This is a genomic window from Rhizobium sp. TRM96647, from assembly GCF_025780115.1.
Classification (GTDB): domain Bacteria; phylum Pseudomonadota; class Alphaproteobacteria; order Rhizobiales; family Rhizobiaceae; genus Mycoplana.
In genome coordinates this window covers 150344-174578 of the sequence record NZ_JAOXHF010000007.1, presented here as the reverse complement: position 1 = coordinate 174578, position 24235 = coordinate 150344, and the positions used below count along the sequence as shown (strand labels likewise).

Annotated in this window: 27 protein-coding genes; 11 read left to right on the top strand and 16 right to left on the bottom strand. The window is 65.0% G+C overall.

Annotated elements, in window-relative coordinates:
- Positions 1 to 3: 3 nt before the first annotated feature.
- Complete coding sequence (locus tag OCK02_RS15000; RefSeq protein ID WP_263813760.1) at positions 4 to 609, bottom strand: flavin reductase family protein; 606 nt, start codon at positions 607 to 609, stop codon at positions 4 to 6.
- A gap of 11 nt (positions 610 to 620) precedes the next feature.
- Positions 621 to 1205, bottom strand: a complete 585-nt coding sequence (locus OCK02_RS14995; RefSeq protein WP_263813759.1) for a nitroreductase — start codon at positions 1203 to 1205, stop codon at positions 621 to 623.
- Positions 1206 to 1307: 102 nt separating this feature from the next.
- On the opposite strand from OCK02_RS14995, the gene OCK02_RS14990 reads away from it, so the two are divergent.
- Positions 1308 to 2297 (top strand): hypothetical protein, encoded by a 990-nt coding sequence (locus OCK02_RS14990; RefSeq protein WP_412178838.1) that lies wholly within the window; start codon positions 1308 to 1310, stop codon positions 2295 to 2297.
- Between the two features lie 46 nt (positions 2298 to 2343).
- On the opposite strand, the gene OCK02_RS14985 is transcribed toward OCK02_RS14990, so the two are convergent.
- The 4 genes from OCK02_RS14985 to OCK02_RS14970 all read right to left on the bottom strand — a co-directional run bounded on the left by OCK02_RS14985 (position 2344) and on the right by OCK02_RS14970 (position 6561).
- The gene (locus tag OCK02_RS14985; protein ID WP_263813758.1) at positions 2344 to 3183 is read right to left on the bottom strand and encodes a lysophospholipid acyltransferase family protein; all 840 of its coding nucleotides are present in this window, start codon (positions 3181 to 3183) and stop codon (positions 2344 to 2346) included.
- A gap of 137 nt (positions 3184 to 3320) precedes the next feature.
- Entirely contained in the window at positions 3321 to 5324 is a 2004-nt protein-coding gene (gene thrS, locus OCK02_RS14980) for a threonine--tRNA ligase (RefSeq protein ID WP_263813757.1), read from the bottom strand.
- A 207-nt stretch (positions 5325 to 5531) separates the two neighbouring features.
- On the bottom strand, positions 5532 to 5942 hold the full coding sequence (yidD, locus tag OCK02_RS14975; RefSeq protein WP_263813756.1) for a membrane protein insertion efficiency factor YidD: 411 nt from the start codon (positions 5940 to 5942) through the stop codon (positions 5532 to 5534).
- Between the two features lie 175 nt (positions 5943 to 6117).
- Positions 6118 to 6561, bottom strand: a complete 444-nt coding sequence (locus OCK02_RS14970; protein WP_263813755.1) for an iron-sulfur cluster assembly scaffold protein — start codon at positions 6559 to 6561, stop codon at positions 6118 to 6120.
- Positions 6562 to 6895: 334 nt separating this feature from the next.
- On the opposite strand from OCK02_RS14970, the gene folE reads away from it, so the two are divergent.
- The 3 genes from folE to OCK02_RS14955 all read left to right on the top strand — a co-directional run bounded on the left by folE (position 6896) and on the right by OCK02_RS14955 (position 9315).
- A complete protein-coding gene (gene folE, locus OCK02_RS14965) occupies positions 6896 to 7513 on the top strand; it encodes a GTP cyclohydrolase I FolE (RefSeq protein WP_263813863.1) in 618 nt (205 codons plus the stop codon).
- 30 nt (positions 7514 to 7543) lie between these two features.
- Positions 7544 to 8005 carry a phosphoribosyl-AMP cyclohydrolase gene (gene hisI / locus OCK02_RS14960; protein ID WP_263813754.1) on the top strand — a complete coding sequence of 154 codons (462 nt, stop codon included), beginning with the start codon at positions 7544 to 7546 and terminating at the stop codon, positions 8003 to 8005.
- A gap of 413 nt (positions 8006 to 8418) precedes the next feature.
- Complete coding sequence (locus OCK02_RS14955; RefSeq protein ID WP_263813753.1) at positions 8419 to 9315, top strand: patatin-like phospholipase family protein; 897 nt, start codon at positions 8419 to 8421, stop codon at positions 9313 to 9315.
- An 84-nt stretch (positions 9316 to 9399) separates the two neighbouring features.
- Here the strand turns inward: OCK02_RS14955 and OCK02_RS14950 are convergent, their stop codons facing one another.
- Together OCK02_RS14950 and OCK02_RS14945 are read right to left on the bottom strand one after the other, a co-directional pair.
- Positions 9400 to 9828: a CBS domain-containing protein gene (locus OCK02_RS14950; RefSeq protein WP_230805425.1), complete on the bottom strand. Its 429-nt coding sequence runs from the start codon at positions 9826 to 9828 to the stop codon at positions 9400 to 9402.
- A 177-nt stretch (positions 9829 to 10005) separates the two neighbouring features.
- Complete coding sequence (locus tag OCK02_RS14945; protein WP_263813752.1) at positions 10006 to 10758, bottom strand: rhomboid family intramembrane serine protease; 753 nt, start codon at positions 10756 to 10758, stop codon at positions 10006 to 10008.
- 288 nt (positions 10759 to 11046) lie between these two features.
- On the opposite strand from OCK02_RS14945, the gene OCK02_RS14940 reads away from it, so the two are divergent.
- The 6 genes from OCK02_RS14940 to OCK02_RS14915 all read left to right on the top strand — a co-directional run bounded on the left by OCK02_RS14940 (position 11047) and on the right by OCK02_RS14915 (position 16776).
- Positions 11047 to 11691 carry a PAS domain-containing protein gene (locus tag OCK02_RS14940; RefSeq protein WP_263813751.1) on the top strand — a complete coding sequence of 215 codons (645 nt, stop codon included), beginning with the start codon at positions 11047 to 11049 and terminating at the stop codon, positions 11689 to 11691.
- A gap of 385 nt (positions 11692 to 12076) precedes the next feature.
- Positions 12077 to 12688: a PilZ domain-containing protein gene (locus OCK02_RS14935; protein ID WP_263813750.1), complete on the top strand. Its 612-nt coding sequence runs from the start codon at positions 12077 to 12079 to the stop codon at positions 12686 to 12688.
- A gap of 403 nt (positions 12689 to 13091) precedes the next feature.
- Positions 13092 to 13697: a transglutaminase-like cysteine peptidase gene (locus tag OCK02_RS14930; protein WP_263813749.1), complete on the top strand. Its 606-nt coding sequence runs from the start codon at positions 13092 to 13094 to the stop codon at positions 13695 to 13697.
- Positions 13698 to 13980: 283 nt separating this feature from the next.
- A complete protein-coding gene (locus tag OCK02_RS14925) occupies positions 13981 to 14772 on the top strand; it encodes a hypothetical protein (protein WP_263813748.1) in 792 nt (263 codons plus the stop codon).
- Between the two features lie 105 nt (positions 14773 to 14877).
- Positions 14878 to 16344 (top strand): D-alanyl-D-alanine carboxypeptidase, encoded by a 1467-nt coding sequence (locus tag OCK02_RS14920; RefSeq protein WP_263813747.1) that lies wholly within the window; start codon positions 14878 to 14880, stop codon positions 16342 to 16344.
- 177 nt (positions 16345 to 16521) lie between these two features.
- Positions 16522 to 16776 carry a hypothetical protein gene (locus OCK02_RS14915; RefSeq protein WP_263813746.1) on the top strand — a complete coding sequence of 85 codons (255 nt, stop codon included), beginning with the start codon at positions 16522 to 16524 and terminating at the stop codon, positions 16774 to 16776.
- A 51-nt stretch (positions 16777 to 16827) separates the two neighbouring features.
- Here OCK02_RS14915 and OCK02_RS14910 read toward each other — a convergent pair whose 3' ends face one another.
- The 6 genes from OCK02_RS14910 to OCK02_RS14885 all read right to left on the bottom strand — a co-directional run bounded on the left by OCK02_RS14910 (position 16828) and on the right by OCK02_RS14885 (position 20984).
- Positions 16828 to 17679, bottom strand: coding sequence for an SDR family NAD(P)-dependent oxidoreductase (locus tag OCK02_RS14910; protein ID WP_263813745.1), 852 nt, complete (start codon positions 17677 to 17679; stop codon positions 16828 to 16830).
- Positions 17676 to 18473 carry a 2-oxo acid dehydrogenase subunit E2 gene (locus OCK02_RS14905; RefSeq protein ID WP_263813744.1) on the bottom strand — a complete coding sequence of 266 codons (798 nt, stop codon included), beginning with the start codon at positions 18471 to 18473 and terminating at the stop codon, positions 17676 to 17678. The genes OCK02_RS14910 and OCK02_RS14905 overlap by 4 nt, the downstream gene beginning before the upstream one ends.
- Before the next feature lie 97 nt (positions 18474 to 18570).
- Positions 18571 to 19158: a protein-S-isoprenylcysteine O-methyltransferase gene (locus OCK02_RS14900; RefSeq protein ID WP_263813862.1), complete on the bottom strand. Its 588-nt coding sequence runs from the start codon at positions 19156 to 19158 to the stop codon at positions 18571 to 18573.
- Between the two features lie 66 nt (positions 19159 to 19224).
- A complete protein-coding gene (locus OCK02_RS14895; RefSeq protein WP_263813743.1) occupies positions 19225 to 19809 on the bottom strand; it encodes a hypothetical protein in 585 nt (194 codons plus the stop codon).
- 138 nt (positions 19810 to 19947) lie between these two features.
- Positions 19948 to 20076 (bottom strand): ABC transporter, encoded by a 129-nt coding sequence (locus OCK02_RS14890; RefSeq protein WP_230805408.1) that lies wholly within the window; start codon positions 20074 to 20076, stop codon positions 19948 to 19950.
- A gap of 311 nt (positions 20077 to 20387) precedes the next feature.
- Positions 20388 to 20984, bottom strand: coding sequence for a L,D-transpeptidase (locus OCK02_RS14885; protein ID WP_263813742.1), 597 nt, complete (start codon positions 20982 to 20984; stop codon positions 20388 to 20390).
- Positions 20985 to 21209: 225 nt separating this feature from the next.
- Here OCK02_RS14885 and OCK02_RS14880 point away from each other — a divergent pair, with 225 nt between their 5' ends.
- The gene (locus OCK02_RS14880; RefSeq protein WP_263813741.1) at positions 21210 to 21965 is read left to right on the top strand and encodes an SDR family NAD(P)-dependent oxidoreductase; all 756 of its coding nucleotides are present in this window, start codon (positions 21210 to 21212) and stop codon (positions 21963 to 21965) included.
- A 46-nt stretch (positions 21966 to 22011) separates the two neighbouring features.
- Here the strand turns inward: OCK02_RS14880 and OCK02_RS14875 are convergent, their stop codons facing one another.
- Together OCK02_RS14875 and OCK02_RS14870 are read right to left on the bottom strand one after the other, a co-directional pair.
- Positions 22012 to 22449 (bottom strand): DUF1489 family protein, encoded by a 438-nt coding sequence (locus tag OCK02_RS14875; RefSeq protein WP_263813740.1) that lies wholly within the window; start codon positions 22447 to 22449, stop codon positions 22012 to 22014.
- 68 nt (positions 22450 to 22517) lie between these two features.
- On the bottom strand, positions 22518 to 23918 hold the full coding sequence (locus tag OCK02_RS14870) for an L-serine ammonia-lyase (RefSeq protein WP_263813739.1): 1401 nt from the start codon (positions 23916 to 23918) through the stop codon (positions 22518 to 22520).
- Positions 23919 to 24235: the final 317 nt, after the last annotated feature.

The following is a 24235-nucleotide window of genomic DNA, read 5'->3' as shown; positions in this document are numbered from 1 at the left end:
GAATTAACGCCGCTGCGGCCGCATCATCTCGAAGACGTCGCCGGCGTCGCAATAGTCCATGTAGCCCATGCGACCGATCGGCCGCGCCGCCGCCATGTCGAAGCGTCCGTCGCGGATCGCCTCGTCCCTGATGTGGATCCCGACCACCTGGCCGAACACCACCCAGCTTTCCGAGAGCGTCCCGTCCACGTCGCGCGGGCGCATCACCTCCGTCATCCGGCATTCGAGCGCCGCGAGCGCCTCGGCGACGAAGGGGGCGTCGACGAGATTGGCCTGCTGCGGTGTCAGGCCGGCCAGCTCGAACTCGCTCTCCTCGTAGGGCGCCGTCAGCGACGTCATGTTCATCTGCTCCATCAGGTCGCGGCCGACGAAGCTGCAGGTGAAGACGCCCGTCTCCTCGATATTGCGGACGCTGTGCTTGTGCCCGCTGGAGGAAAACATGACGAGCTTCGGCTTGTCGCTGATGGCGTTGAAGAAGGAATAGGGGGCGAGATTGTGGATCCCGCCCTCGCCCCGTGTGCCGATCCAGCCGATCGGCCGCGGGGAGACGATGGCCTTGAACGGATCGTGGGCGAGGCCATGCGCATTCGCGGCCGTGTCGTAGAACATCGCTTGCGCCCTCACGCCTCTTCGCCGACCCAGGAGACGATCTCCTTAATATCCGGCCGCGGCCTTTCGGTGGGCGGCACCATAGCGGTTCCGATGTGGATGAAGCCGGCCACCTTCTCTCCGGGCTTCACCCCGAGGATCGGATAGGCGCGCGCGTCGAAGGCGAACCACTCCGTCAGCCAGTTGGAAGCGTAGCCGTGCGCATTGGCCGCCATCAGAAGGTTGAGGCACACGGCACCCGCCGACATCAGCTGCTCCCACTCGGGGATCTTGACGTGCGGCGCCGCCGTGCTCACGACCGCGACCACCACCGGCGCGCGCGTCAGCCGGGTGTTCTCCACCGTCACCATCTCCTGCGACAGGTCGGGCCTGTCGGCGATCGCGATCCTTGCCAGTTCGGCGCTGATTCGCTCCCGCTCCGGGCCGCGATAGACGATGAAGCGCCAGGGCGCGAGCTTGCCGTGGTCCGGCACGCGCGAAGCGAGCCGGAGCATCTGCTCGATTTCCGCCCGCTCGGGTCCCGGCGCGGCCATCTGGAAGGCGGGGATCGAACGGCGGTTGGAAAGATAGTCGATAAGTCTGATATCGGTTTTCATAAGGCGGAAGTTCCACTAACGTGCGGGCCATCGGTCGGCCATGAAAATGCCATTTGCCGGGCATTGAAGTGGAACCAACGATTAAGGAAGTCAACCTTCGCCATGCCCACCCCAAGCATTTCCGCTTTTGCCAGGATCGCCTGCCTCTGTATGGCGGCAGGCGCGGCATTTCCGGCACAGGCCCAGGAGACGCTGGACAGCTTTTCCCAGATCACCACCCCGAAGAAGAGCAGCAAGCTCACCTCCTTCAATCCGCTCGTCACCGGCGAGGCGGAGCCGAAGAACCTGCGCGACATCCTCTGCGAGGCGCTCCTGACCAAGGACGGCAAGCCGATGCAGCACGGGCTCAGCTGGCGGGTGTTCTCTCCCATTCCCGACGCCGACGGCAAGCTGCCGCTGCTGGCCTCCTCCGAAGGCGGCTCGGCCGCGTTCCAGCTCGTTCCTGGCGAATATTTCGTCAATGTCGCCTTCGGCCGCGCCGCCGCGACGAAGAAGCTTCTGGTCCCCGAGAGCGGGCCGGTCGAAACCCAGGTGATGGTCCTCGATGCCGGCGGCATCATGCTCAACGCCGTCTCCGGATCGGACGTGCGCATTCCGCCGAACGAGCTCACCTTCTCGATCTACGCCTCCGAGATCGGCGAAGACGGCGAGCGCAGCCTCGTCGTGCCGAACGTGAAGGCGAACACCGTGGTGCGGCTCAATGCCGGCACCTACCACGTGGTCTCCGACTACGGCACGGTCAATGCCGTGATCCGCGCCGACATCCAGGTCGAGGCCGGCAAGCTGATCGAGGCCACGATCCAGCACCGCGCGGCCAAGCTCACCCTGAAGCTCGTTTCCGAGGAGGGCGGCGAGGCGATCGCCGACACCGCCTGGTCCATCCTCACCTCGTCGGGCGACGTCGTCAGCGAAAGCGTCGGCGCCTTCCCGACGCTCGTGCTCGCGGAAGGCCAGTACACGGCCGTCGCCCGCAACAAGAACAGGATCTACCAGCGCGACTTCACCGTCACCGCCGGGCAGAACACCGATGTCGAGGTGATGCTGACCGAGAACGCCGACCAGCAGGCGCAGATCGCCACCGAAGCGGACTGAGCAGCGGACGGAGCGCGGGTCGCCCCCCCCGTCAAACCTGGCTCAATCAACCCGCCCGCTTGAACCGCGGCCGCCGCGGCGGCTGCATGGCAAACACGGCATCGTAGATCCGCGTCAGGAGATCCTTGCGGTCCGGGATCGCGCTCAACTGGTCCCAGCCGATCATGGCGCCGATGCGCACCGAGATCGTCGAGCCGGACAGCCGCTTGAATTCCCGGATCAGCAGCGACAACCTGAGCGTCAGCGAGATCTTGCTGGCGATGTGGAACAGCGCTCCGTTCTGTCCCTCGAAGAAGACCGGGATGACATTGGCCTGCGCCGCCTGGATCAGCTTGGCCGGGAAGATCTTCCACGGCAGGTCCTCGGCCCGGCCGAAGCCGCGCTTCGCGGTCGCCACCCCGCCTGCGGGAAAGACGATGATGGTCACGCCTTCCCTGAGCAGCCGCACGGCCTCGTGGCGCGTGCGCATGTTGATCGCGAGCGCCTCCTTGGTCTCCTCGAAGGAGACCGGCAGCGAATAGGGCTCCATCTCCGGAACCTTGAGGAGATCCTTGTGGATCATCACCCGGAACGGCCGTCCAAGCTGTTCCGCCAGCGCCAGCACCGCGATCCCGTCGCCGATGCCGAAGGGATGGTTGGCGACGATGACGAGCGGCGCCTCGGGCAGGTCGCGCGGCGGCCAGTTGCCCAGAACGTCCATCTTCACGTCGATGATGTCGAGCATTTCGCCGAAGACGCGTTGGCTGCTGCCGACGCTCTCGGCCCGCCAGCGCTCATAGAGCGCGGCATAGCGGTTGCGGCCCGAGAGCCCTTCTATCGAACGGATGAACCAGCGCTTCAGCCGCGGATCGTTCTCGTTGGCGTAGGACAGTTCCTTGAACCGCACCGTCTTCCCCTGCACTTCGGCGTTCGATGACCTGTCTACGACAGTTTTGTTGCAATCATCTGACAGAGGCAGACGACGAGCGGCAGAGGACGAAGACAGGCACGAGGGGCACGGATGCACCCCTCGCGCGGCAATCCTCAGGCGGCGGCGCGGGCCGCGGCCTTGCGCTTGACGTCCGGCGGCGTCGCCTCGTCGATCAGGGAGGCGATCGCCTCGTCGAGCGACATCGCCGTCTGGTTCTGCGAACCGAGCCGGCGGATGTTGACCGAGCGCTCCTCAGCCTCGCGCTTGCCGCAGACGATGATCACCGGAACCTTGGTCACCGAATGCTCGCGGACCTTGTAGTTGATCTTCTCGTTGCGAAGATCGGTCTCGACGGCGAGGCCCGCGTCGCGCAGCTTCTCGGCCACCTCGCGGGCATAGTCGTCGGCTTCCGAGGTGATGGTCGCGACCACCACCTGCAGCGGCGAGATCCACAGCGGCATGTGGCCGGCGAAGTTCTCGATCAGGATGCCGAGGAAACGCTCCATCGAGCCGCAGACGGCGCGATGGATCATCACCGGCTGCCGCTTCTCCGAGGCCTGGTCGATGTAGAAGGCGCCGAAGCGTTCCGGCAGGTTGAAGTCGACCTGCGTCGTGCCGCACTGCCATTCGCGGCCGATCGCGTCCTTCAGCGTATATTCGAATTTCGGCCCGTAGAACGCGCCCTCGCCCGGCAGGATGCCGGTCTTGATCTTGCCGCCCGACTGCGCCTCGATCTGCTTCAGGACATCCGTCATCACGCTCTCGGCGCGGTCCCAGAGCTCGTCCGAGCCGACGCGCTTGTCGGGACGGGTCGAAAGCTTCACGACCACCTCGGTGAAGCCGAAGTCCTCGTAGACCGACAGGATCAGGTCGTTGATGCGCAGGCACTCGGCCGCCATCTGCTCGTCGGTGCAGAAGACGTGCGCGTCGTCCTGGGTGAAGCCGCGAACGCGCATCAGCCCGTGCAGCGCACCGGACGGCTCGTAACGGTGGACGTTACCGAATTCCGCAAGACGCACAGGCAGTTCACGGTAAGACTTCAAGCCATGCTTGAAGATCTGGACGTGGCCGGGGCAGTTCATCGGCTTCAGCGCGAACACGCGGTCGTCGTCGGTATCGTCGCCGGCGACGGTCACCTTGAACATGTTGTCGCGGTACCAGCCCCAGTGGCCCGAGGTCTCCCAGAGCGACTTGTCCAGCACCTGCGGCGCGTTGACTTCCTGGTAGGTGTTGGCGAGCCGGCGGCGCATGTAGGCCACCAGCGTCTGGAACATCCGCCAGCCCTTGCCGTGCCAGAAGACGACGCCCGGCCCTTCCTCCTGAAAGTGGAACAGGTCCATCTCGCGGCCGAGCCGGCGATGGTCGCGCTTCTCGGCCTCGGCCAGGATGTTGAGGTAGGTGTCGAGCTCTTCCTGCGTATGCCAGGCGGTGCCGTAGATGCGGGTCAGCATCGGATTGTTGCTGTCGCCGCGCCAGTAGGCGCCGGCCACCTTCATCAGCTTGAAGGCCGTGCCGATCTGCCCCGTCGAGGCCATGTGCGGCCCGCGGCAGAGGTCGAACCAGTCGCCCTGGTAGTAGATCTTCAGGTCCTGGCCTTCCGGGATGGCGTCGACCAACTCCACCTTGTAGCTCTCGCCCTTGCCGGCAAAGACCTCGCGCGCCTTCTCGCGCGACCAGATCTCCTTGGTGAACGGCTTGTTGCGCTGGATGATCTCCTTCATCCGCTTTTCGATCTTCGGCAGGTCGTCCGGCGTGAACGGCCAGTCCTCGCCGCTGTCGGGATGCATGCGCTTGAAATCGTAATAGAAGCCGTTCTCGATCACCGGGCCGATCGTCACCTGCGTCCCCGGCCACAGCTCCTGTACGGCCTCGGCCATCACGTGTGCGGCATCGTGGCGGATCAGTTCCAGCGAGCGCGGATCGTCACGGGTGACGATTTCCAGCCGGCCGCTCGAAACCGGGTCGGACAGGTCGCGCAACTCGCCGTCGAGCGCGATCGCCACGGCCTTCTTCGCCAGCGACTTCGAAATCGCCTCGGCGACATCGCGCCCGGTCGAACCGGCGGGATAATCGCGGACGGAACCATCGGGAAAAGTGAGGGAAACAGGTGCAGACATGAAATTCTCCTATCCAGTCCCGCCAACGAATGCGGGTGGTATGCGAGGAAAGCGCCGGAATGCGGGCGCATGCGCTGCGCGGTATAGGGGGAAAACGGGAGGATTGGAAGAGGTGGGGAACTTACGAACTGCTATCCCAGGCTGCCGCGGACGCCACCGAAGCTCCATAGGTTCTATGTGCACACGGCGTTGGCCACCATTTCCGGCTCAGGGCGACACCTTGCACGCCGGCTTCTCGTCCGACTTCCCAGCCGCCGACACCCGCCACAGCCGCCACGGCGCCCACCTGACGCCGGAGGCCAGCCGCTCCGGCACCGGATCGAACCCGCTCGTTCCGCCGGGCCCACAACGGACGACGCGGAAGAGCGTCATCCATCCGCCGGACCACAGGCCGTGGCGGGCGATCGCCTCGTAGCCGTATTCCGAGCAGGTCGGCATGTGCCGGCAGGAATTGCCGATGAAGCCGGAGAGCGTCAGCTGGTAGAGGCGAATGAAGGCCATGCCGAACAGGCGGCCCGGGGTCTTGCGGAACGGGCCGGACCAGTTGCGGCCGCGGTATAGCGGACGAGCGGCGGAGCGATCGCCGCTACCGTGGTTGCATTCTGGAGCGCTACACACCAACCCACCCCCCGGCCTGCCCCGTCCCCTGCGCCTCCGTCATGCCGGCCCACGAGCCGGCATCCAGCAGCGGCGCGTCCGCGGCGCAAAAGAATCCCCTGCGCTCAAGGACTTGAGCGCGCTGGATCCCGGCTCGGGGCCGGGATGACGTAGAAGGCGGTGGCGCGCGCATCGCTCACCCCGCCTTCTCCAGCCGCCGTGCCTCGACCTGCCCGATCGCGTCGACCACCGCGTCGAAGGTCAGCATGGTGGAGGCGTGGCGGGCCTTGTAGTCGCGCACCGGGCGCAGGAAACGCATGTCCTCGAAGCGGCCCTCCGGGCCCTCGCCGTCCGCCTTCAGCATGGCCAGCATGTCCTCGCGGGCCTTGCGCACTTCGGCGGCCGTGGCGCCGATGACGTGGCGCGCCATGATCGAGGACGAGGCCTGGCCGAGCGCGCAGGCCTTCACCTCGTGGGCGAAATCGCTCACCCGGTCGCCGTCCATCTTCAGCCAGATCTTCACCCGCGAGCCGCAGAGCCTGGAATGGGCGCTCGCCTCCGCGTCGGCGTTCTCGAGCGTGCCGGTCCGCGGAATGTTGCCGGCGAATTCGAGAATGCGGCTGTTATAGATGTCATCCATAAGGAATTGTCCACGTTTTCATGGGTTTCTGCATTTCTGACGGATCCGGGCACGATATTCCATCGTTTCCGCGAAAAAAGCATTCCGTGTCGCCGCTGGCCTCTTCCACAGCTATCGGGCGATACTATATGCTATGTCGTGTTGGGGCGACCGTTTTGCAACAGAAACGTTTGCCTGTTGTTTGGGAAACCGTGCCGGACGATCGGGCGTGTAAAGACGTCGCGATCCGAAAGCCCCGGAGCCCGCCAACGGAACCCAAGCCTGCAGGGTTAGGCAATGGCCAATGGCGAGTCCGACATTGACGGAAGTCAACCTGCAGAAAGGGTGTGGCACCATGGACGCCATCATCAAGAATTTTCCCGTCGGCGACGACAAGGACGGCCGTCCGACCCAGAAGGAAGCGGAAGACGCCGTCCGCGTGCTCCTGCGCTGGGCCGGTGACGACCCCTCCCGCGAGGGCCTGCTCGATACGCCTGCCCGCGTCGCCAAGGCCTACAGGGAGCTCTTCTCCGGCTATACGCAGGACCCCGAAGACGTTCTCGGCCGCACCTTCGAGGAAGTGGGCGGCTTTGACGACATGGTGATGGTGAAGGATATCTCCTTCTATTCGCATTGCGAGCACCACATGGTGCCGATCATCGGCCGCGCTCATGTCGCCTACCTGCCGAACGGGCGCGTGCTCGGCCTGTCCAAGATCGCCCGTGTCGTCGAGATCTTCGGGCGCCGGCTGCAGACGCAGGAGACGATGACGGCGCAGATCGCCACCGCGATCGACGAGACGCTGCGTCCGCGCGGCGTCGCCGTGATGATCGAGGCCGAGCATATGTGCATGGCGATGCGCGGCATCCAGAAGCAGGGCTCGACAACGCTGACGACCACCTTTACCGGTACGTTCAAATCCGAGCCCGCCGAGCAGGCGCGCTTCATGACCATGATCCGGGGCCGCGGCTGACGCCGTAGGCTCCGGCAGACGGAGCCGACGATGGCCATCGCCTTTCCCCCTCCTTCGAAAGACAAGCGCGAACTCGAAGCGGCCGGCGCCTTCACGCCCCGCTTCGACGAGCACGGGCTCGTCACCGCCGTGGTGACGGATGCCGGCGACGGAGAACTGCTGATGGTCGCGCACATGAACGCGCACGCCCTGGCGCTCACCGTCGAGACCGGCATCGCCCACTACTGGAGCCGTTCGCGTCAGGCGCTGTGGAAGAAGGGCGAGACCTCCGGCAACCTCCAGACGGTGATCGAGATGCGGACCGACTGCGACCAGGACGCCGTCTGGCTCAAGGTCAGGGTCGCCGGCCACGACGCCACCTGCCACACCGGCCGCCGCTCCTGCTTCTACCGCACCGTCAACCGTGACGGCGGCGAGGCACGGCTCGCGATCGCCGACGACCGCATCCAGTTCGACCCCACCGAGGTCTATCGGAAGGGCGGGACGGAGTAAGGCAGCGTCCCGTATCGGCGCGAAATTTACGATTTGGCAAGGAAATCGGCCTGTAGTGACGTCAGCAGCAAAGACGCAGCGTACGAACCGGCCATGCCAATCCTCACGCCAGCAACCACCCGGACACCGCAGGACGCAAACGCGACAAGGCGGGCATTGCCGCCGCCCTGCCCCGACTACGCCCAATTGATGAGCCAGAGCAAAAGGAACGGGCTCACCGCTCCTCGCTCGCCTGCTATTCTTGACCCTGCCGCGACTGGGCTCGCGGCTCATTGTGCAGGACAGTTTGACGCGGCGCCGGAACTGAAGGCAGGGGGACGAAGTTCTCTCTGCGTCGGAGGCCTTATATGCTGAACTGGAGTCTAAACCGGGGTATGGTGACGGCAGATGCGTCGGTGCCGGATGGTCCCTCCATGAATCATATGCAGCTTCCCGCAACGGAAGGGCGTCAGTCCCGTTCGCGCATCGCGCTGGCGCTGGGCGGCGGTGCGGCCCGCGGCTGGGCGCATATCGGCGTCCTGCGAGCCTTCGACGAAGAGGGGATCGAGGTGAGCATGATCGCCGGCACCTCGATCGGCGCGCTCGTCGGCGGCTGCTATCTTGCCGGCAAGCTCGACGAACTCGAGAGCTTCGCCCGGTCGCTGACCATGCGCCGCATCGCCAGCCTGCTCGATTTCACCATCCGCGGCAGCGGCCTGTTCGGCGGCATGCGGCTGACCAAGCGCATGCAGGAGCACCTCGAAAACCATTCGATCGAGCAACTCGACCGTCCCTTCGTCGCCGTCGCGACCGAGATCAACAGCGGCCATGAGGTCTGGATCACCCGCGGCTCGCTGATCACGGCGATCCGTGCGTCCTATGCCCTGCCCGGCATCTTCGAGCCGATCAAGTGCAACGGCCGCACGCTGGTGGACGGCGCACTGGTCAATCCCGTCCCCGTCTCCGTCTGCCGTGCGCACGAAGAGCCGCTCGTCGTCGCCGTCAACCTCAACTACGATCTCTACGGCCGCTCGGCGGTGATCAAGCATACCGCCAGCATCCAGGACCTCGACGGCGCGCCGCGGCAGGAAAACAGCGAGGCCCGGCTCGGATTGACGGGCGTCATGGTGCAGGCGTTCAACATCATTCAGGACCGGATCGCCCGCGCCCGCCTGGCCGGCGATCCGCCGGACCTGTCGCTGCTGCCCCGTCTTAGCGACATCGGCCTGTCGGAATTCCACCGCGCCGGAGAGGCGATAGACCGGGGCTATCTCGAGGCCAAATCCAAGATCTCGGAAGTCAAGCGGATGCAGGAAGTGCTGTCGCGCTGACGCCTGCTTCGCTTTCGGAGTGTTCCAAGCCCTCGGGACGAGGCACCGCCGGCGCCCCGTCGCGACGTTTGCAGGCTTGTTCGATCAGCCGGCAATATAGGCCTTGATCTCGGCCGCCTCGCGTTCGATCGAGCGGATATGCGCCTTCACGACGTCGCCGATCGAGATGATGCCGACAAGGCGACCATCCTTTTCGACCGGGATATGGCGGGAGCGCAGCGTGCTCATCATTTCCATCACTTCTTCGACCGTCGCAGCTTCGCCGCAACGATGCACATTGCCCCACATGATGGACGAGATCGGTCTGTCGAGACAATCGGCCCCGCTCTTGGCGATCGCGGCGACGATGTCGCGCTCTGTCAGGATTCCGGAGATCCGGTCGGTACGGTCGACGATGACGATCGCGCCGATGTGATTGTCATGAAGATAGACAGCAGCCTGACGAACGGTGAGCTGCGAACCGGCGGTGACGACGTTTCGGCCCTTTTCGTCAAGAATGGACTTTACATACATGCATTCCTCCCGTGTGCATCATGCCGCAGAGAGGCAGGGTTCCGGACAGGGACACCCTGCCAACCGGTGGACCTGTCATCGACATTTCCACCCGCGTTCCGGCGTGCATGTGCCAGCCGGAACAGGGCAATCGTGCGCCAGGGGGCGGTGGAATGCAAGTCCGGAGCGCGCTTAGCCTTAACCGGCCCGGCGCTCCGGGTCCGCGTCGGGGAGCGGCGGGTCGAACAGGGGAAAGAAGAAGAAGCCGAACAGGAAGCCGCCGATATGGGCTTCCCAGGCGATCGACGCCCCCTCCCCGCCGCCGAACAGCTGGAAGAAACCGATGGCGAAATTGGTCAGGAACCAGATCGCCGAAAAGACCAGGACGGAGCGGTTCGAGAACGCCTCGCGGATCGTCAGCCGCCGGTTCAGATGGGCGAACTGCCGGCTGATTCGCCCGCTTGGCGAGAAGACGAAGCGGGCGGCCGCCCCCATCAGGCCGGAAACGACGCCGGACGCGCCGATCACCACGACCACCTCGCCCCAGTGAAACGCGCAGTGCAGCGCCACCGACGCGGCCGCCGACAGGCACCAGAAAGCGAGGAAACGCCGGGTGCCGATCCGGCGGACCACCGGCGCCCCGAACGCCACCATCCAGAAGCCGTTGAAGATCAGGTGCTCCCAACTGCCGTGAAGGAAGGAATAGGTCACCGGCGTCCACAGCCAGGCCCAGTCCGCCGCCATGAACTGCGGCAGGTAGCGGGCTGAAATGAAGGCGAACTGCAGCAGCACCCACTCATCCTGCTGCGGCGTCAGGAGGTAGGTCCGGACGACATGGATGAACGTCAGCAGGGCAAGGGCTGCGACAAGGCTGCCCGGCAGGTTGAAGGCCGGTTCCCGTTTCCTGGCCTGTCCGGCGAGCACGAGCCCGCTGTCGTCGGTATCACTCATAAAATCCGCCAATAAGAAAACAGGTGACCAGCGCTTATACAGATAAAATAAGGGCCGTACAGCTTTCGCCATACGGCCCCGAGCCCCCAACCCCGGCCCTGAAATGTGTGCTGAAGGTTTCCCCTCATGAAGTGATGACCATCCTGTGCCATGTCCGGACGGAACACACAATCGAAACCAATGGTTAACCTTAATGCTGGGGCTGGCACGATCTTCGCTTGGTAATTCCGAACCGGCGGACGCCGGCACATGACGTGCCGGTTTGACACAGCACGGAATGGAATACCGATGCAGGCGACGACGACAGCGATCTTTCAACACTGGTCGGCGGTGAAAGGAAACCGCGACATCCCCAACCGGCGCGACATCGCACCGGCGGCACTCCAGCATTTTCTGCCCGACCTTTTCATCCTGGAACAGCTCGCAGGTGGCGGTGTGTCGTTCCGGCTCGCCGGCACGCGGCTTTGCACCCTGTTCGGCCGCGAACTGCGGACCACGAGCTTCGAGCGCCTGTTTCCTGCCGACCTGCGTCCCCGCATCCTCAGGATCTGCCACAACATCATGAACCAGCGTACGCCCGCCATCCTGCACGCGGCCGCCTATGGGCGCTCGGTCCAGGCAACGCCTGTCGAGATCGCGCTGCTGCCAATGACCTCGCACGGCTCGCGCGCCGACCGCGTCTTCGGCGCCTTCTGTCCCCTCACTGCTGTCCAGCCGCTGGACATGCCGCTCCGCCACCTGCTGCTGAAGACGGTGGAGGCCATTCCGCTGGCGCTCGAAGAAGCCGGGGAGAGCACAGCGCCCCTGTCCGGCGCACTGCCCGCGTCCACGCCCGCCGCTCCGGCGACCACCGTCGTCGCCGTTCGGCGCCACGAATTCGGCCAGGCCGTCCGGCGTGTCCTTCACCTCAAGGTGTTCGACGGCGGCCGCTGATACCAACCTGCACTGATATTGACCGATTGCGCCGGAGCGCTTTTGGCCTGCGGCCAGGAGAAAACCGCAGCCGGACCTGTCGGTCCGGCGAGGATTTTCGACGCCGTCCGCAGGCCAAAAGCGCCCGGCCCTCCGGGTGGGCCGTCTATCGGCCACCGGCGGCGTCGCAATCCTCGACCGATGCCCAGGCATCGCTCTGCGGTATGCTCCTTGCCGGATGACCGCAGGCGGTCCCACGCAATCGGTCAATATCAGTGCAGGTTGGTATGAGGTCTGCAACCCTAAATCATTCCAATTCCCAACAGTTGCAACGACACGGGAACGGACTGTTAACTTCGAAAGGTTAGGAGTTGGAAAGAGAGATTAATCAGGCCTCCGTCCGCCCATGTATTCGTTTCAGCAAACGTCGCCGGCGCCCCATCGAACACAGCCTGACCAGCGGAGCTTCCAGCGCGTTTCCGTCAATCTCCCGGGCCGCCTCATGCTGCCCAACCATGACGAATACGAATGCACCGTCATCGACATGTCGCCGGGCGATGTGTTTTTCGCCTGCCACGCGCGTCCGCGCGCCGGCGAGCGGATCATCGCCTATGTCGATCACCTCGGCCGCATCGAGGGCACCGTCAGCAAGAGCACCGACGACGGCTTCATCATCCTCGTCAACGCGACCGAACGCAAGCGCGAGAAGCTCGCTGCCCAGCTCACCTGGATCGCCAACAAGCATGAACTCGGCCTGCCCGAAGACCGCCAGCACGATCGCCTGACACCGCGGAACGGCCGCACCGAACTGTCCCTCGACGACGGCCGCCACTATCCCTGCCGCATCATCGACCTCTCGCTCTCCGGTGCTGCGATCGACATCGAGGTCCGCCCGGCCGTGGGCACCCCGGTCCAGCTCGGTAACATGCGCGGCCGGGTCGTCCGCCATTTCCAGGAAGGCGTCGCGATCGAGTTTTCGAGCGTGCAGTCGAAGGAAGCCCTGACAGCCTTCCTCTGATCCGAAACCCCACCTCTCCCAGGTCGTCCTGTGAAATTTGTCGCCGGGCGCAATTTCGATTTGCCGACACCGAGCGCGATCGAAGCGCCGCGAACCGCCCCGAATCGGCCACCCGACCGCGGCGCCGCCCAGGGGCCACCCGCGCCGCGCCGGCACTCGCAACAACACCAGCTCGCTGAAAACTCCATAAAATACAATGACCTGACAGGAATCTTCCGGTCCGGAACGCCCTTCCGCGACCCCGAAAATAGATAGAATTTTACTTAAATTTTCTTCAAATATAAATCGAATGTATTTCTGATTTTATTCTTATTCGTCGAAACATTGATCTCAATTATACTTCGAGACTTCGCGTGGAATAAAAAGATTGATGCCATTGTTCCCTCAACACAGGGACACGGCAATGATCAAGAAGACTTCCTGGACAGGGACACTCGCAGTTCTGATTTCCTTCGCTTTCGGCACCGCCGCCTTCGCTGCGCCGGCGAGCATGTCGGTCGCGGGGCCGACGAACCAGCCGATCGGCCACTACGAGTTCTGCAAGCAGCACGCCGACGAATGCACCGCCATGGAGGCGGACCGCCCGATGGTGCTGACGGAAAAGAGCTGGAAGCAGATCCTCGAGATCAACTACAGCGTCAACAGCGCCGTCGAACCGATGACCGACCAGGAGATCTACGGGGTGGAGGAGCGCTGGAGCTACCCTGGCAGCGCCGGCGACTGCGAGGACTATGTTCTGCTGAAGCGCAAGCGCCTGATCGAGGCCGGCTTCTCCGCCTCCGACCTGCTGATCACCGTGGTCCTGCAGCCGAACGGCGAAGGCCATGCCGTCCTCACCGTCCGCACCGACCGCGGCGACCTGGTCCTGGACAACATGCGCGACAAGGTCCTGCTCTGGTCGGAGACCGAGTATCGCTTCCTCAAGCGCCAGTCCGAGCGCCATGCTGGCCGATGGGTAAAGCTCGAAGACGGCCGCGCAACGGTCGCCGTCGGCAGCGTGAACAAGTAGCCGTCGATCCCGGACGCCCTTCTTCGGAAGGGCTACGGCTTCAGGCAAGAGTAAGGGCCCGGTCAGTCCCAATCCCGTCCCGACCACGGCCCTGGCGGTCGGCTCTCTGTCCCTTGGGCCGGCCGCCGTTTTTTGGGCACCTGCACCGTCTGCGGCCACCCGTTAACCGAATATAAACCATATCCGAAACACCTTCGGTTGCATGCAGGCAAGCTCCGCGCCGGGTCCGCCCGGTAGCGTCTCGCCTGGCCCTCTCCCTCCCCAGGGTCGCTACGGGACGATCATGCAAACAAGCCCCCATGCCATGGACACCGAAGCGGACACCCTCGTTTCGCCCCGCTTCCTCAAGCGACTGACGCTCGGCGTTGCAGCCCTTGCCGGCCTGACCGTCGCGATCAGCATCGGCGGGCGGACGATCGGCGAACACATCGCGCTGGCCGGGCACACCGAGGACCGCACGAACGTCAACGTGCTGATCGGCCAGGACCTCCTGCACCTGCCCGCCAATGCCATCCGCTTCGAGGACCAGCGCGTGAGCGGTCCGACCGACCGGATCGATCTCTACCTGACCTGGCCCGAGATGGAGGGCTATACGGCCGCCAATCGAAGCCGATTCAACGACGTGGCAAGGCCGGAAAGCCTGATTTTCCTGCAGCTCTCGCAGAGCACGATGTCGCGCGACATGTCCGGGCGGGTCGGGCCGATCTATTCGCACCTCTTCGACGGCGCACCGCAAGACGCGCCGGCAGGCCTGACCCTGCGCCGGCTGAAAGCAAGCTCCGGCTACGAGCAGGAAGTACTCCTCACCGCCCCTCTGCCGGACGGCTCCACCTATGCCGTGCGCTGCATCCTGCCGGAACCCGAGCATGCCACCACCAGCGCCGATTGCCAGCGCGATATCCACATCGGCGACGATCTGTCGCTCCTCTACCGGTTCTCGAGCAGACTTTTGCCGCAGTGGCGGGCGATGGAGCAGGCCATCAGAACCTTCGCCGGCGCGAACCTGGCCGAAAAGGGGCACCTCTCCCCTCGCCGCCCCGAACACCAAAATGCGACAGAAACGTTCAACCAATGATTCATCATAAACCGATTGGTAACCCTGGACCGATAGGATCGCTCAAATCGTCGTTCGCCTCCTGGTCCGAACGAAACAGCAATCAGAGACTTGAAGAGTAACAGCGTGTTCCGTTCCGTATTTTCCGTCCTCCTTTCGCGCGCGGCCGGTCTTGCAGGTGCAACGGCAAAATGCCTGTTCGTGGCGGGCGCCGTCGCGGCGGCCACGGCCGCCACAGCACAGGCAAATCCGAAATATGCAGGCATCGTCATCGATGCGAAAACGGGCAAGGTCCTCTATAGCGAAGCCCCCGACGAGCTGCGCTACCCCGCCTCGCTGACCAAGATGATGACGCTCTACCTGACCTTCGAGGCGCTCGAGGCCGGCAAGATCAGGAAGAACACGCAGGTTCCCGTCTCCAAGCATGCCGCAGGCGAGCCGCCCTCCAAGCTCGGCGTCCGCCCCGGCAGCAAGCTCACCGTAGACCAGGCCATCCAGGCGCTCGTCACCCGTTCTGCGAACGACGTAGCCACCGCCCTCGGCGAATTTCTCGGCGGCTCCGAAGACCGCTTCGCCCGCATGATGACGCAGAAGGCGCGCGCGCTCGGCATGACGCGCACCGTCTATCGCAATGCGCACGGCCTGCCCAACACGGCGCAGGTCACCACCGCGCGCGACCAGGCTCGCCTCGGCCTCGCGCTGCGCCAGCACTTTCCCCAGTATTACGACTATTTCAGCACCCGCAGCTTCCGCTACGGCAAGCAGACGATCGGCAACCATAACCGGCTGCTCGGTGCCGTCCGCGGTGTCGACGGCATCAAGACCGGCTATACCCGCGCTTCCGGCTTCAACCTCGTCACCTCCGCGCAGGCCGATGGCCGCAGCGTCGTCGGCGTCGTCATCGGCGGCCGTTCGGGCGGTTCGCGCGACCAGCAGATGAAGAAGCTGATCGCCAGCTACATGCCGAAGGCATCGCGTCGCGGCAGCGGCAATCTGATCGCCGAAACCGCCGATGCACCGACGCTGACCGCCGGTGCCGCCGCAAAGGCCGTGTCCGCGAATGTCGCCTCTGCCGCCGCCGTCTTCGATCTTCCCGACAACGGCCCGGTCCCGACCTACCGCTACGAGGAGACCCGGATCGAGACGGCCTATGCCGCCACCTCCACCGGCAACGCTGCCGGTGTCGTCGGCAAGGACGCGCTCGCCGCCACCCTGCGCATCCAGCGTCAGGTCGCAACGCCGCAGCCGGCGATCGAAGATGTGATCGAGCAGGGCGACGCCGACAATTCGGTCGATGCGCTGACCACCTCGTCCACTGCTGCCGCAGCGTCGGAACTGTCGGCACAGTCCGGCTGGGTGATCCAGATCGGGGCGACGCCGGACCGCAGCCAGGCGCAGATCCTGCTCGACAATGCCAAGGACCGTGGCGGCAAGGCTCTGCGCGGCGCCCAACCGTTCACCGTCGCCGTCGGCGAGGGCAACGGTCAGCTCTACCGGGCCCGCTTTGCCGGCTTCTCCGGTCAGGACAGCGCCGTCAATGCCTGCAAGGCATTGAAGAAAAAGGGCTTCGCCTGCTGGGCGAGCCAACAGTAACAGCATGAACGACGCAGGGACACGATAACAAATGGACCAGCGGCGTTGGAAATTCAGCCTCGGTCGAGGCATTCGCCGGACGGGTTTGTTGCCCGGCGACCGAGACCGGGCGGGCGGAGCCGCTTCAAGGCATCCGTCGACCTCGATTGGGTTTTGCGTACGAGGGACAATAAGGCCATGAACGAGAACGTCACCGGTACGAGGCAAGGAGCCAGGCGGGATCTTAGGAGCAGCCTGCACCCGCTGCACGAGGCGGCGCTGCGGATCGCCGACATCGGGCTCAATCGTTCGCGCGCCCGAACCAAGGATCTGGTCGGCATGCTGCTCGCACACGGCGCCCGTGCCTGGCGCACCGCGCAGCCGGAGGTCGGCATCCACCTGCATGTGCATCGCAATGGCCGCAGCCATCCCATCCGGATGCGCGTCCGCTAGGAGGGGCCACGCCCTTCCCTCCCGCCGTCGGGTCACAGCCCCGCCGGCCGCCTATTTGCCGCAGCAATTGCCGTAGCGCTTGCCGGAACCGCAGGGGCAGAGATCGCCGCTGCGCCGCTGCAACCGGGCGATCAACGGCAGCATCAGGGCGGACGGCACCACCGATGACGCCAATGCCGTCAGTTTGGCCGAAATGCCGGGGATGACGAGCCGGCGCCCGGTCCGGAACCCGCGCCAGGCGCGTTCCGCCACATAGTCCGGCTCAAGCCGCGGCAGCACCTTGAACAGCATCGACTTGCCTGCCCCCGACAATTCGAGGAACTCGGTCGCGACCGGCCCTGGGCAGGCGCAGGTGACCGTCACGCCGATAGGGCGCATCTCGGTGTGCAGCGCTTCGGAGAAGGAGCGGACGAAACCCTTGCTGGCATAATACATCGCCATGCCGGGGCCCGGCGTGAAGCTGGCGATCGAGCCGAGATTGAGCACGCCGCCGCGCTTGCGGGCCGCCATCCCTTTCAAAAAATGCAATGTCAGTTCGCTGAGTGCACGGATGTTGAGATCGACGATGCCGATCTGGTCCTGGACGGACAGGAGCGTCGCAGCGCCCCGCAATCCGATCCCGGCGCTGTTGACGAGAACGTCGCAGTAGAGCCCGTTGCGGTCCAGTTCCGCCTGCAGCCGCTGCGCTGCGTCCATGGCCATCAGATCGAGGGTGACGGTGAACGGCTCCGCCCCCGCAGCACGCATCTCCGCCGCCACGTCGGAAAGCCCCTCCCGGGACCGGGCGACGAGAACGATCGGCCCGCCCTCGCGCGCGGCCACCCGGGCGATCGACCGGCCGATGCCGCGGGAAGCGCCGACGACGACCACGGCCGGCCTGTTTACGGCAGAGACATCGATCATCCCGTCGTCCTCGCCGCCGGACGGTGACCGGCCCCCGCCGAAGACGCGTCGCCGCCCGGCATGCCGTTGACCTCGGACGCCACCTCCCCGTTCAGGATCGCCTCGAAGCGCTCGAGCGCGCGGGCGACGTTCGCCCCGTCCATCACGCGGTGATCGTAGAGAATGCGCACGGTCACCGTGCCGTCTTCGCGGATCGGGCCGTAATTGAGCAGCGTCGTCAGCGGCGTCAGCGGGTTCAGCGATTCCGCACCGAGCCCCGAATAGACGGAGAACTGGAAGGTGCCGAAATGGCGGCCGCGCCGCCGGGGCAGATTGAGCCCCAGCCACATCAGGAGCCAACGCAGCGGGCCCGGCAGCCGCGCGATCTTCAGCGCGCGGCGGAATTCCTTGTTCTCCAGCACCGGGCGCGTCCGGGCGGCTTCCATCATCGCCTGGAGCTCGGTGATCGTCCGCCGCTCCGGCCCCTTGATGGAACCCAGCAGCACGATCCGCTCCCCCTCGAATTCGCGCTCGTGGGCGACGGAGGCGACGCTGAGCGCATATTCGTAGAAATGCGGCCAGGGCAGCTTGACATAGGCGCGCCTGAGTTCCGGCACCTCCTGCGAAAGAAGCCCGTAGCCCTTGACGAAGAGGACGCTCCACGAGGGCCGTTCCGGCCGTGCCGCGCGCGCGGCCAGAAGCGGCGCAATGTTCATCTGCCGCTGCACGGTCACCCGCGGGATACCGATCGAAAAGCGCATCAGATCGCAGACGAGCCGCCGCGGCGCCGAAATCTTGAGGGCCCTGCCTCGCATCGTTCCTCCGAAACCCGCGCCTGTTCGCCTGCGGTCACGACATGGTGGAAACCGTCACCCGGAGTGCAGCGAACGACCTGAAAGCCCGTGGCGCGTCCTAGTAGACAAACGGTATGATTCGCTTCGTCCTGTCCATGTAGGTCCGGTATTCGGTGCCGAAGGTGTCGAGCATCATCCGCTCCTCCCGGTCCACCCGCAGGAAGAACAGCAGCGCGAAACCCGCGAGCCCCGCCAGCCCGACGAACCAGTTGGCGAGCAGGAGCGCCTGCCCCACCGCCATCATCAGGAACGAGGTATACATCGGATGGCGGACGAGCGCATAGGGCCCGCCGGACACCAGCTTATGCTTGTCGCGGATCTCGAGCGTGATCGACCAGTTCTTGCCGAGTTCCTTGTGCGTCCTGCGGAAGAGCCAGACGGCGGCGAAGAACAGGGCGGCACCGAGGACGATCCGGAAAGCGCCGGCCGGATAGTCGGCGGATGCCGGAAAGCCGGTGGCGACATAGATCGCCGGCACCAGCCCCATCCCCAGCATCGCAGCCCCCAGGCCGCACATGTCGACCGGCGAGCGCCGGTTCAAGACGACCCGCGTGCGCCGCGCGCGACGCTCGAACGGATAGCGGATGACGTACCAGGCGATCCCGCCCAGCACCCAGAGGACCGCACCCAGGGTCGCAACAGACATACCCATGCCGTTCACCGCAAGCCCTCGCCCGGCCGCGGCGTCGACGTCTCCCGATCGGTCATGGTCTTATCCCCCATTCATCTCACGAAGCTTCGTGATGAACTGCTGCGGCCGGAGCCAGATCGCCGGTGCCTTGTAGCCCATGGAACGGGCGATCTCCGCCACGAAGGCGTTGCAGTTGTAGACGGAAGCCTGCCAGACCTTGGATTTCGCCTGCAATTGCCGGATGAAGGCCACCGTCTTGCGGTACTCCGCCTCCGTCAGCATAACACGCCAGCTTGCCGACCTGTACTCTTCTTCCAGGTCGCCGTCGCTGGCGCCGGTCTCCGCCGGCACGGGCACGAAATGGCCGAGTACGTAGGGGGTGGGGTCGTTCGAGGCCGGCGCAAGGCCCGCCACTTCCTGGGTGGCCGGCTTGCCGCCCTTCCCCATCTGGCCAAAGACGACGTAGGAATGGCCGTAGGTGAGCGCATAGCGCGACCGGAATTCGATGTAGTAGCGCGCCGCACTCCGGTTCGCCTCTGGCGCGCCGGCGTAGCCGCGAAATTCGGATGTGTAGCGGGGAAGTGGCGGCTTGTCCTCCGATTGACAGGAGGCGAGTGCCAGGGAAAAGAGGATCAAAAGCGATGTATGGCTCTTGCCCAGCGTCATGAACACGCTCCATCGCATGCCACGTAAGTCGTAGGCCTGCACTGTTCTGGGATTGCCTTGTGCACTCCGGGCCGGAGCACGCATTTCAAGCTGGACGGGGAGGCACCGCAAGGCGCCTCCCCGGACCAAGATCAGTCTTTACTTGTAGACCGGGGCCGGCTGTTCGACCGGAGGCGGAGCCTTGCCCTTGCCCTTGCCGACCGTGTCACATGCCGTGAGGCCGGCCACGGAAAGCACTGCTACTGCCAGAATGAAAAGTCTGCTCATCTATGTGTCCTCTCCTTGATTCGGAATAGGTTTTCGAAGGCAACACCTTAGTAATAGCCGCAAAAACAACAAAGGCATAGTGCAGAAGCGCCACAAAGTTAATTCGTCGGAAGAGCGGCCAAGATCAGATTTTTCAACGGCTTGTAGCAATTGCGTGATGAGCGTGGGCTGTACCCGCCGTCTGCGCGGACGGACCTGTTCGCCCCGGACGATATTTGCCCGGGCGAATCGAATTCTTGCAGGTTTGGCCGCTCGTGAGCCGGCTTGGGATCGTCGGCGTGCGCTTCCGTTCCGGTGCCCTCGGCCGGATGTCAGATGATGACGACCCGGGCCCCGATCGGGGTCCGGTTGTAGAGATGCACGATGTCGTCGTTCGTCAGCCGCACGCAACCGTTCGAGACCGCCCGCCCGATCGACCAGGGCTCGTTGGTGCCGTGCAGCCGGAACAGCGTGTCCTGTCCGCCTCGGTAGAGATAGAGCGCGGCAGCCCCCAGCGGATTGTTCGGCCCGCCCTCGACGCCGCCGGCATATTGCGCCAGGTGCGGCTTCCTGCGGATCATCGACGCAGTCGGCGTCCAGGACGGCCATTCGGCCTTGCGGCCGACGCTCGCCTCTCCCTTGAGGGTAAGCCCTTCCTCACCGACGGCGACCCCGTAGCGAGTCGCCCGTCCGCCGCCCTCGACATGGTAGAGGTAGCGCTCATAGGTGTTGACGACGATCGTGCCCGCCGGCTCGTAGCCGTCATAGGCCACGCTCTTGCGGCGATACTGCCGGTCGACGCGATAGCTGGAATAGTCCGAAGGCATGTAGCGGGAATATATCGAACGGCAGCCGGAGGCGCCGGTGGCCAGAAGCCCAAGGCTGGCGAGCAGCAGGGCCCGGCGGCTGGAAGAGAAGTCTTTTTTCATGAGCACCTGTCAGCGATCAGACCAACCCCTGCAGCTAGAATTAGCATCACGTTGCCGATTGGCCAAGCCTCGTAGCAACAGGGACGGCCGGAACCTGCGCACCGCGATCCGCATTAGGAGATGCTGTGTGCTGTCCACACCGCACTTCCGGCCAGGGTCGAAATGGCTTGCTTCCCTTAGCGGCCTCTGTTCGACTGGGTAAAAACAATGGATGGGAGGGAGAAAATGACCTCTGGCTTTTCCGGAAAAGTGGCGCTCGTCACAGGCGGCGGATCGGGAATCGGCGCGGCTGTCTGCCGGCGCCTCGCCTCGGACGGCGCACAGGTCGTCGTCGCCGACATAGATTCGGAAGCGGCCGGCGAGGTCGCGACCGCGATTCGGGAGAACGGCGGCGAGGCAAGCGATGTCGCAGTCGACGTCACCGATGCGGAAGCGGTCGAACGGCTTGTGGAATTTGCCGTTTCCAACTGTGGCGGACTTCATCTTGCGGTCAACAATGCGGGCTTCCACGGCAGCCTCGCCATGACGGCGGACTACCCGCTCGACAATTGGCGCAAGCTGATCGACGTGAACCTCAACAGCGTCTTCTATTCGATGAAGTACGAGATCAACGCCATGCTGGCCGCAGGCGGCGGCGCCATCGTCAACATGGCCTCCGTGCTCGGCTGCGTCGGCCTTCCGGCGACCGCGGCCTATACGGCGGCCAAGCATGGCGTGGTCGGCCTGACCAAGGTCGCGGCGATCGAGTATGCGCGGCACGGCGTGCGCATCAATGCCGTCGCGCCCGGCTGGATCGAGACGCCGCTCCTGTCGGAGCATGCCAAGCTCGCCGCCAACAAGCGGCTGGAAGCGCTGCAGCCGATGGGCCGTCGCGGCACGCCGGAAGAGGTGGCAACCCTCGTCAGCTTCCTCCTCTCCGACGAGGCGAGCTTCATCACCGGCAGCTGCCATCTGGTGGACGGCGCCTATACCGCCCATTGACCGGGGAATCGCGCCGGGCGGATGCTGCCCGGGCGGCCTCAGCGGCCTATAGCAGACCGAGTTCGGCGAGTTCGCGGCGCAAATCCATCGGCAGTTCGGCGCCATCGGCCCCGAGGCTCTTGAGGTCGCGCGGCGCCTCCTCGTCCTTCAGGTAGCGCCAGCCCTGGAAGGCCCGTTTCGGCTGAAACTCCGTCTCGATCACTTCCGGCCCGAGCACCAGTTCGCAGCGGCCGATCCCGTCCGCGTCGGTGAAGGTCTTCAGGTCGAGCAGCGGCTGCCGCGCCTGCACCTGTCCCTTGATCACCCAGTAGAGCGAGCCGCCGTCGAGCAGTTCTGCGGCGCGCTTCGGCACCATCCGGGTGGTATGGCTCGAACTCGGCTCGAGGCCGGCGGCCATCGCCACCAGCGCCCGCCTGGAAACCCACTCGCGCAGGTCCTCGATCGAATCCGCGCCGACACAAAGCTTGATGAGATGCAGGGCCATGGCCCCTTCAACGCCTTTCCGCAGCCGGCGTCAAGCCGGACGAAACCGCTCCACAGCCGCAGCCGCCGTCAACATTCGACGACGTTGACGGCGAGACCGCCGGTCGAGGTCTCCTTGTACTTCTCGTTCATGTCCACGCCCGTCTGGCGCATCGTCTCGATGCAGGCGTCAAGCGGGACGAAGTGCGTGCCGTCGCCCTTGATCGCCAGCGACGCGGCGGTCACCGCCTTCACCGCGCCCAGCGCGTTGCGCTCGATGCAGGGAACCTGCACGAGGCCCGCCACCGGATCGCAGGTCATGCCAAGATGGTGCTCCAGCGCGATTTCCGCTGCGTTCTCGATCTGCTCCGGCGTGCCGCCCATCACCGCGGCAAGGCCTGCGGCCGCCATCGCCGAGGCCGAACCCACCTCGCCCTGGCAGCCGACCTCGGCGCCGGAGATCGACGCGTTGTGCTTGATGATGCCGCCGACCGCGGCGGCGGTCAGCAGGTAGTCGCGAATGCCGTCGGCATCGGCGTCCTCGTGGAAATGCAGGTAGTAGCGGATCGTCGCCGGGACGACGCCGGCGGCGCCGTTGGTCGGAGACGTGACGACCCGGCCGCCCGCGGCGTTCTCCTCGTTGACCGCCATCGCATAGACGCTGAGCCAGTCGTTGGCCAAGAGCGGATTGGACTTGTTCGAACGCCATTCGGCATGCAACTTGTCGTGGATCATGCGGGCGCGGCGCTTCACCTTCAGTCCGCCGGGCATGATGCCCTCGCCCTGCAGGCCGCGGTCGATGCAGTTCGTCATCGCGGTCCAGATCGCGTCGAGGCCGGCGTCGAGTTCGGCGCGCGACATCGCCGTCTCCTCGTTCGCCCGCTTCATCTGGGCGATCGTCAGGCCGGAACGCTGCGCCATCTCCAGCATCTCGCTGGCGGTCGCAAACGGAAACGGCACCTTGCGCTCGCTCGCCTGCGCCTTGGTGGCGCGCATCGCCTCCAGTTCCGTGTCGGTGACGACGAAGCCGCCGCCGACCGAATAGTAGATGCGCTTCAACAGCTGCCGACCGTCGCGATCATAGGCGGAAAAGGTCATGCCGTTGGCATGGCCGGGCAACGGCGTCTTCTTGTCGAACACCAGGTCGTGCTTCGGCTGAAAGGCATAGGACGGATGGCCGGGCGGCGTGATCCGGCCGGTGCGCTCCACCTCGGCGACGATCTCATCCATCCGGTCGGGATCAACCAGGTTCGGGCGCTCCCCCATCAACCCGAGGATGACGGCACGGTCGGAGCCGTGGCCGACGCCGGTGAAGGCCAGCGAACCATGCAGGCTCATCCGGATCGCCGCGACGGCAGCCCCGGCCGGTCGCGGCCAGTCCGAAGACAGGATCAGGTCGAGGAAGCGGTTGGCCGCCGACATCGGTCCCATCGTATGGGAACTGGAGGGGCCGATACCGATCTTGAAGACGTCGAAGACGGAAAGAAACATGCCGTGGACCTGCCGAAACCCTGGACCGCATCGCAGCCCGAACTCACCTGTTAGATGGCGACGACAGGCGCGGACGGCAATACGTGAAACCCTTGAACGAAGCTACGCGATAGCAGGAAGGGCACAAGGCAGCGACCCGACATTCGCTGATACGCATGCGACATCCCCGACAGGCCGCCATCGAGCGCACGGCAGGCCCAGAAAGGCGGGCCAACAAAAAAGGCGCGCCACGGATCGGCGCGCCCTTTCAAGTCTCTATCAGTGAACTCTCTCAGTTGCCGCCGAAGAGATACACAAGGCCGAGAAAGCCTGCAAAA

Excerpts from the sequence above, each read along its gene's own strand:
- OCK02_RS14995 (WP_263813759.1), bottom strand. The coding sequence starts at position 1,205 with ATGAAAACCGATATCAGACTTATCGACTATCTTTCCAACCGCCGTTCG.
- OCK02_RS14880 (WP_263813741.1), top strand. The coding sequence starts at position 21,210 with ATGACCTCTGGCTTTTCCGGAAAAGTGGCGCTCGTCACAGGCGGCGGA.
- OCK02_RS14955 (WP_263813753.1), top strand. The coding sequence starts at position 8,419 with ATGAATCATATGCAGCTTCCCGCAACGGAAGGGCGTCAGTCCCGTTCG.
- thrS (WP_263813757.1), bottom strand. The coding sequence starts at position 5,324 with ATGTCTGCACCTGTTTCCCTCACTTTTCCCGATGGTTCCGTCCGCGAT.
- OCK02_RS14970 (WP_263813755.1), bottom strand. The coding sequence starts at position 6,561 with ATGGATGACATCTATAACAGCCGCATTCTCGAATTCGCCGGCAACATT.
- OCK02_RS14890 (WP_230805408.1), bottom strand. The coding sequence starts at position 20,076 with ATGAGCAGACTTTTCATTCTGGCAGTAGCAGTGCTTTCCGTGGCCGGC.
- folE (WP_263813863.1), top strand. The coding sequence starts at position 6,896 with ATGGACGCCATCATCAAGAATTTTCCCGTCGGCGACGACAAGGACGGC.
- OCK02_RS15000 (WP_263813760.1), bottom strand. The coding sequence starts at position 609 with ATGTTCTACGACACGGCCGCGAATGCGCATGGCCTCGCCCACGATCCG.
- OCK02_RS14990 (WP_412178838.1), top strand. The coding sequence starts at position 1,308 with ATGCCCACCCCAAGCATTTCCGCTTTTGCCAGGATCGCCTGCCTCTGT.
- OCK02_RS14895 (WP_263813743.1), bottom strand. The coding sequence starts at position 19,809 with ATGACGCTGGGCAAGAGCCATACATCGCTTTTGATCCTCTTTTCCCTG.
- OCK02_RS14870 (WP_263813739.1), bottom strand. The coding sequence starts at position 23,918 with ATGTTTCTTTCCGTCTTCGACGTCTTCAAGATCGGTATCGGCCCCTCC.
- OCK02_RS14910 (WP_263813745.1), bottom strand. The coding sequence starts at position 17,679 with ATGATCGATGTCTCTGCCGTAAACAGGCCGGCCGTGGTCGTCGTCGGC.
- OCK02_RS14930 (WP_263813749.1), top strand. The coding sequence starts at position 13,092 with ATGATCAAGAAGACTTCCTGGACAGGGACACTCGCAGTTCTGATTTCC.
- hisI (WP_263813754.1), top strand. The coding sequence starts at position 7,544 with ATGGCCATCGCCTTTCCCCCTCCTTCGAAAGACAAGCGCGAACTCGAA.
- OCK02_RS14875 (WP_263813740.1), bottom strand. The coding sequence starts at position 22,449 with ATGGCCCTGCATCTCATCAAGCTTTGTGTCGGCGCGGATTCGATCGAG.
- OCK02_RS14925 (WP_263813748.1), top strand. The coding sequence starts at position 13,981 with ATGCAAACAAGCCCCCATGCCATGGACACCGAAGCGGACACCCTCGTT.
- OCK02_RS14885 (WP_263813742.1), bottom strand. The coding sequence starts at position 20,984 with ATGAAAAAAGACTTCTCTTCCAGCCGCCGGGCCCTGCTGCTCGCCAGC.
- OCK02_RS14905 (WP_263813744.1), bottom strand. The coding sequence starts at position 18,473 with ATGCGAGGCAGGGCCCTCAAGATTTCGGCGCCGCGGCGGCTCGTCTGC.
- OCK02_RS14950 (WP_230805425.1), bottom strand. The coding sequence starts at position 9,828 with ATGTATGTAAAGTCCATTCTTGACGAAAAGGGCCGAAACGTCGTCACC.
- OCK02_RS14915 (WP_263813746.1), top strand. The coding sequence starts at position 16,522 with ATGAACGAGAACGTCACCGGTACGAGGCAAGGAGCCAGGCGGGATCTT.
- OCK02_RS14935 (WP_263813750.1), top strand. The coding sequence starts at position 12,077 with ATGTATTCGTTTCAGCAAACGTCGCCGGCGCCCCATCGAACACAGCCT.
- OCK02_RS14900 (WP_263813862.1), bottom strand. The coding sequence starts at position 19,158 with ATGTCTGTTGCGACCCTGGGTGCGGTCCTCTGGGTGCTGGGCGGGATC.
- OCK02_RS14945 (WP_263813752.1), bottom strand. The coding sequence starts at position 10,758 with ATGAGTGATACCGACGACAGCGGGCTCGTGCTCGCCGGACAGGCCAGG.
- OCK02_RS14940 (WP_263813751.1), top strand. The coding sequence starts at position 11,047 with ATGCAGGCGACGACGACAGCGATCTTTCAACACTGGTCGGCGGTGAAA.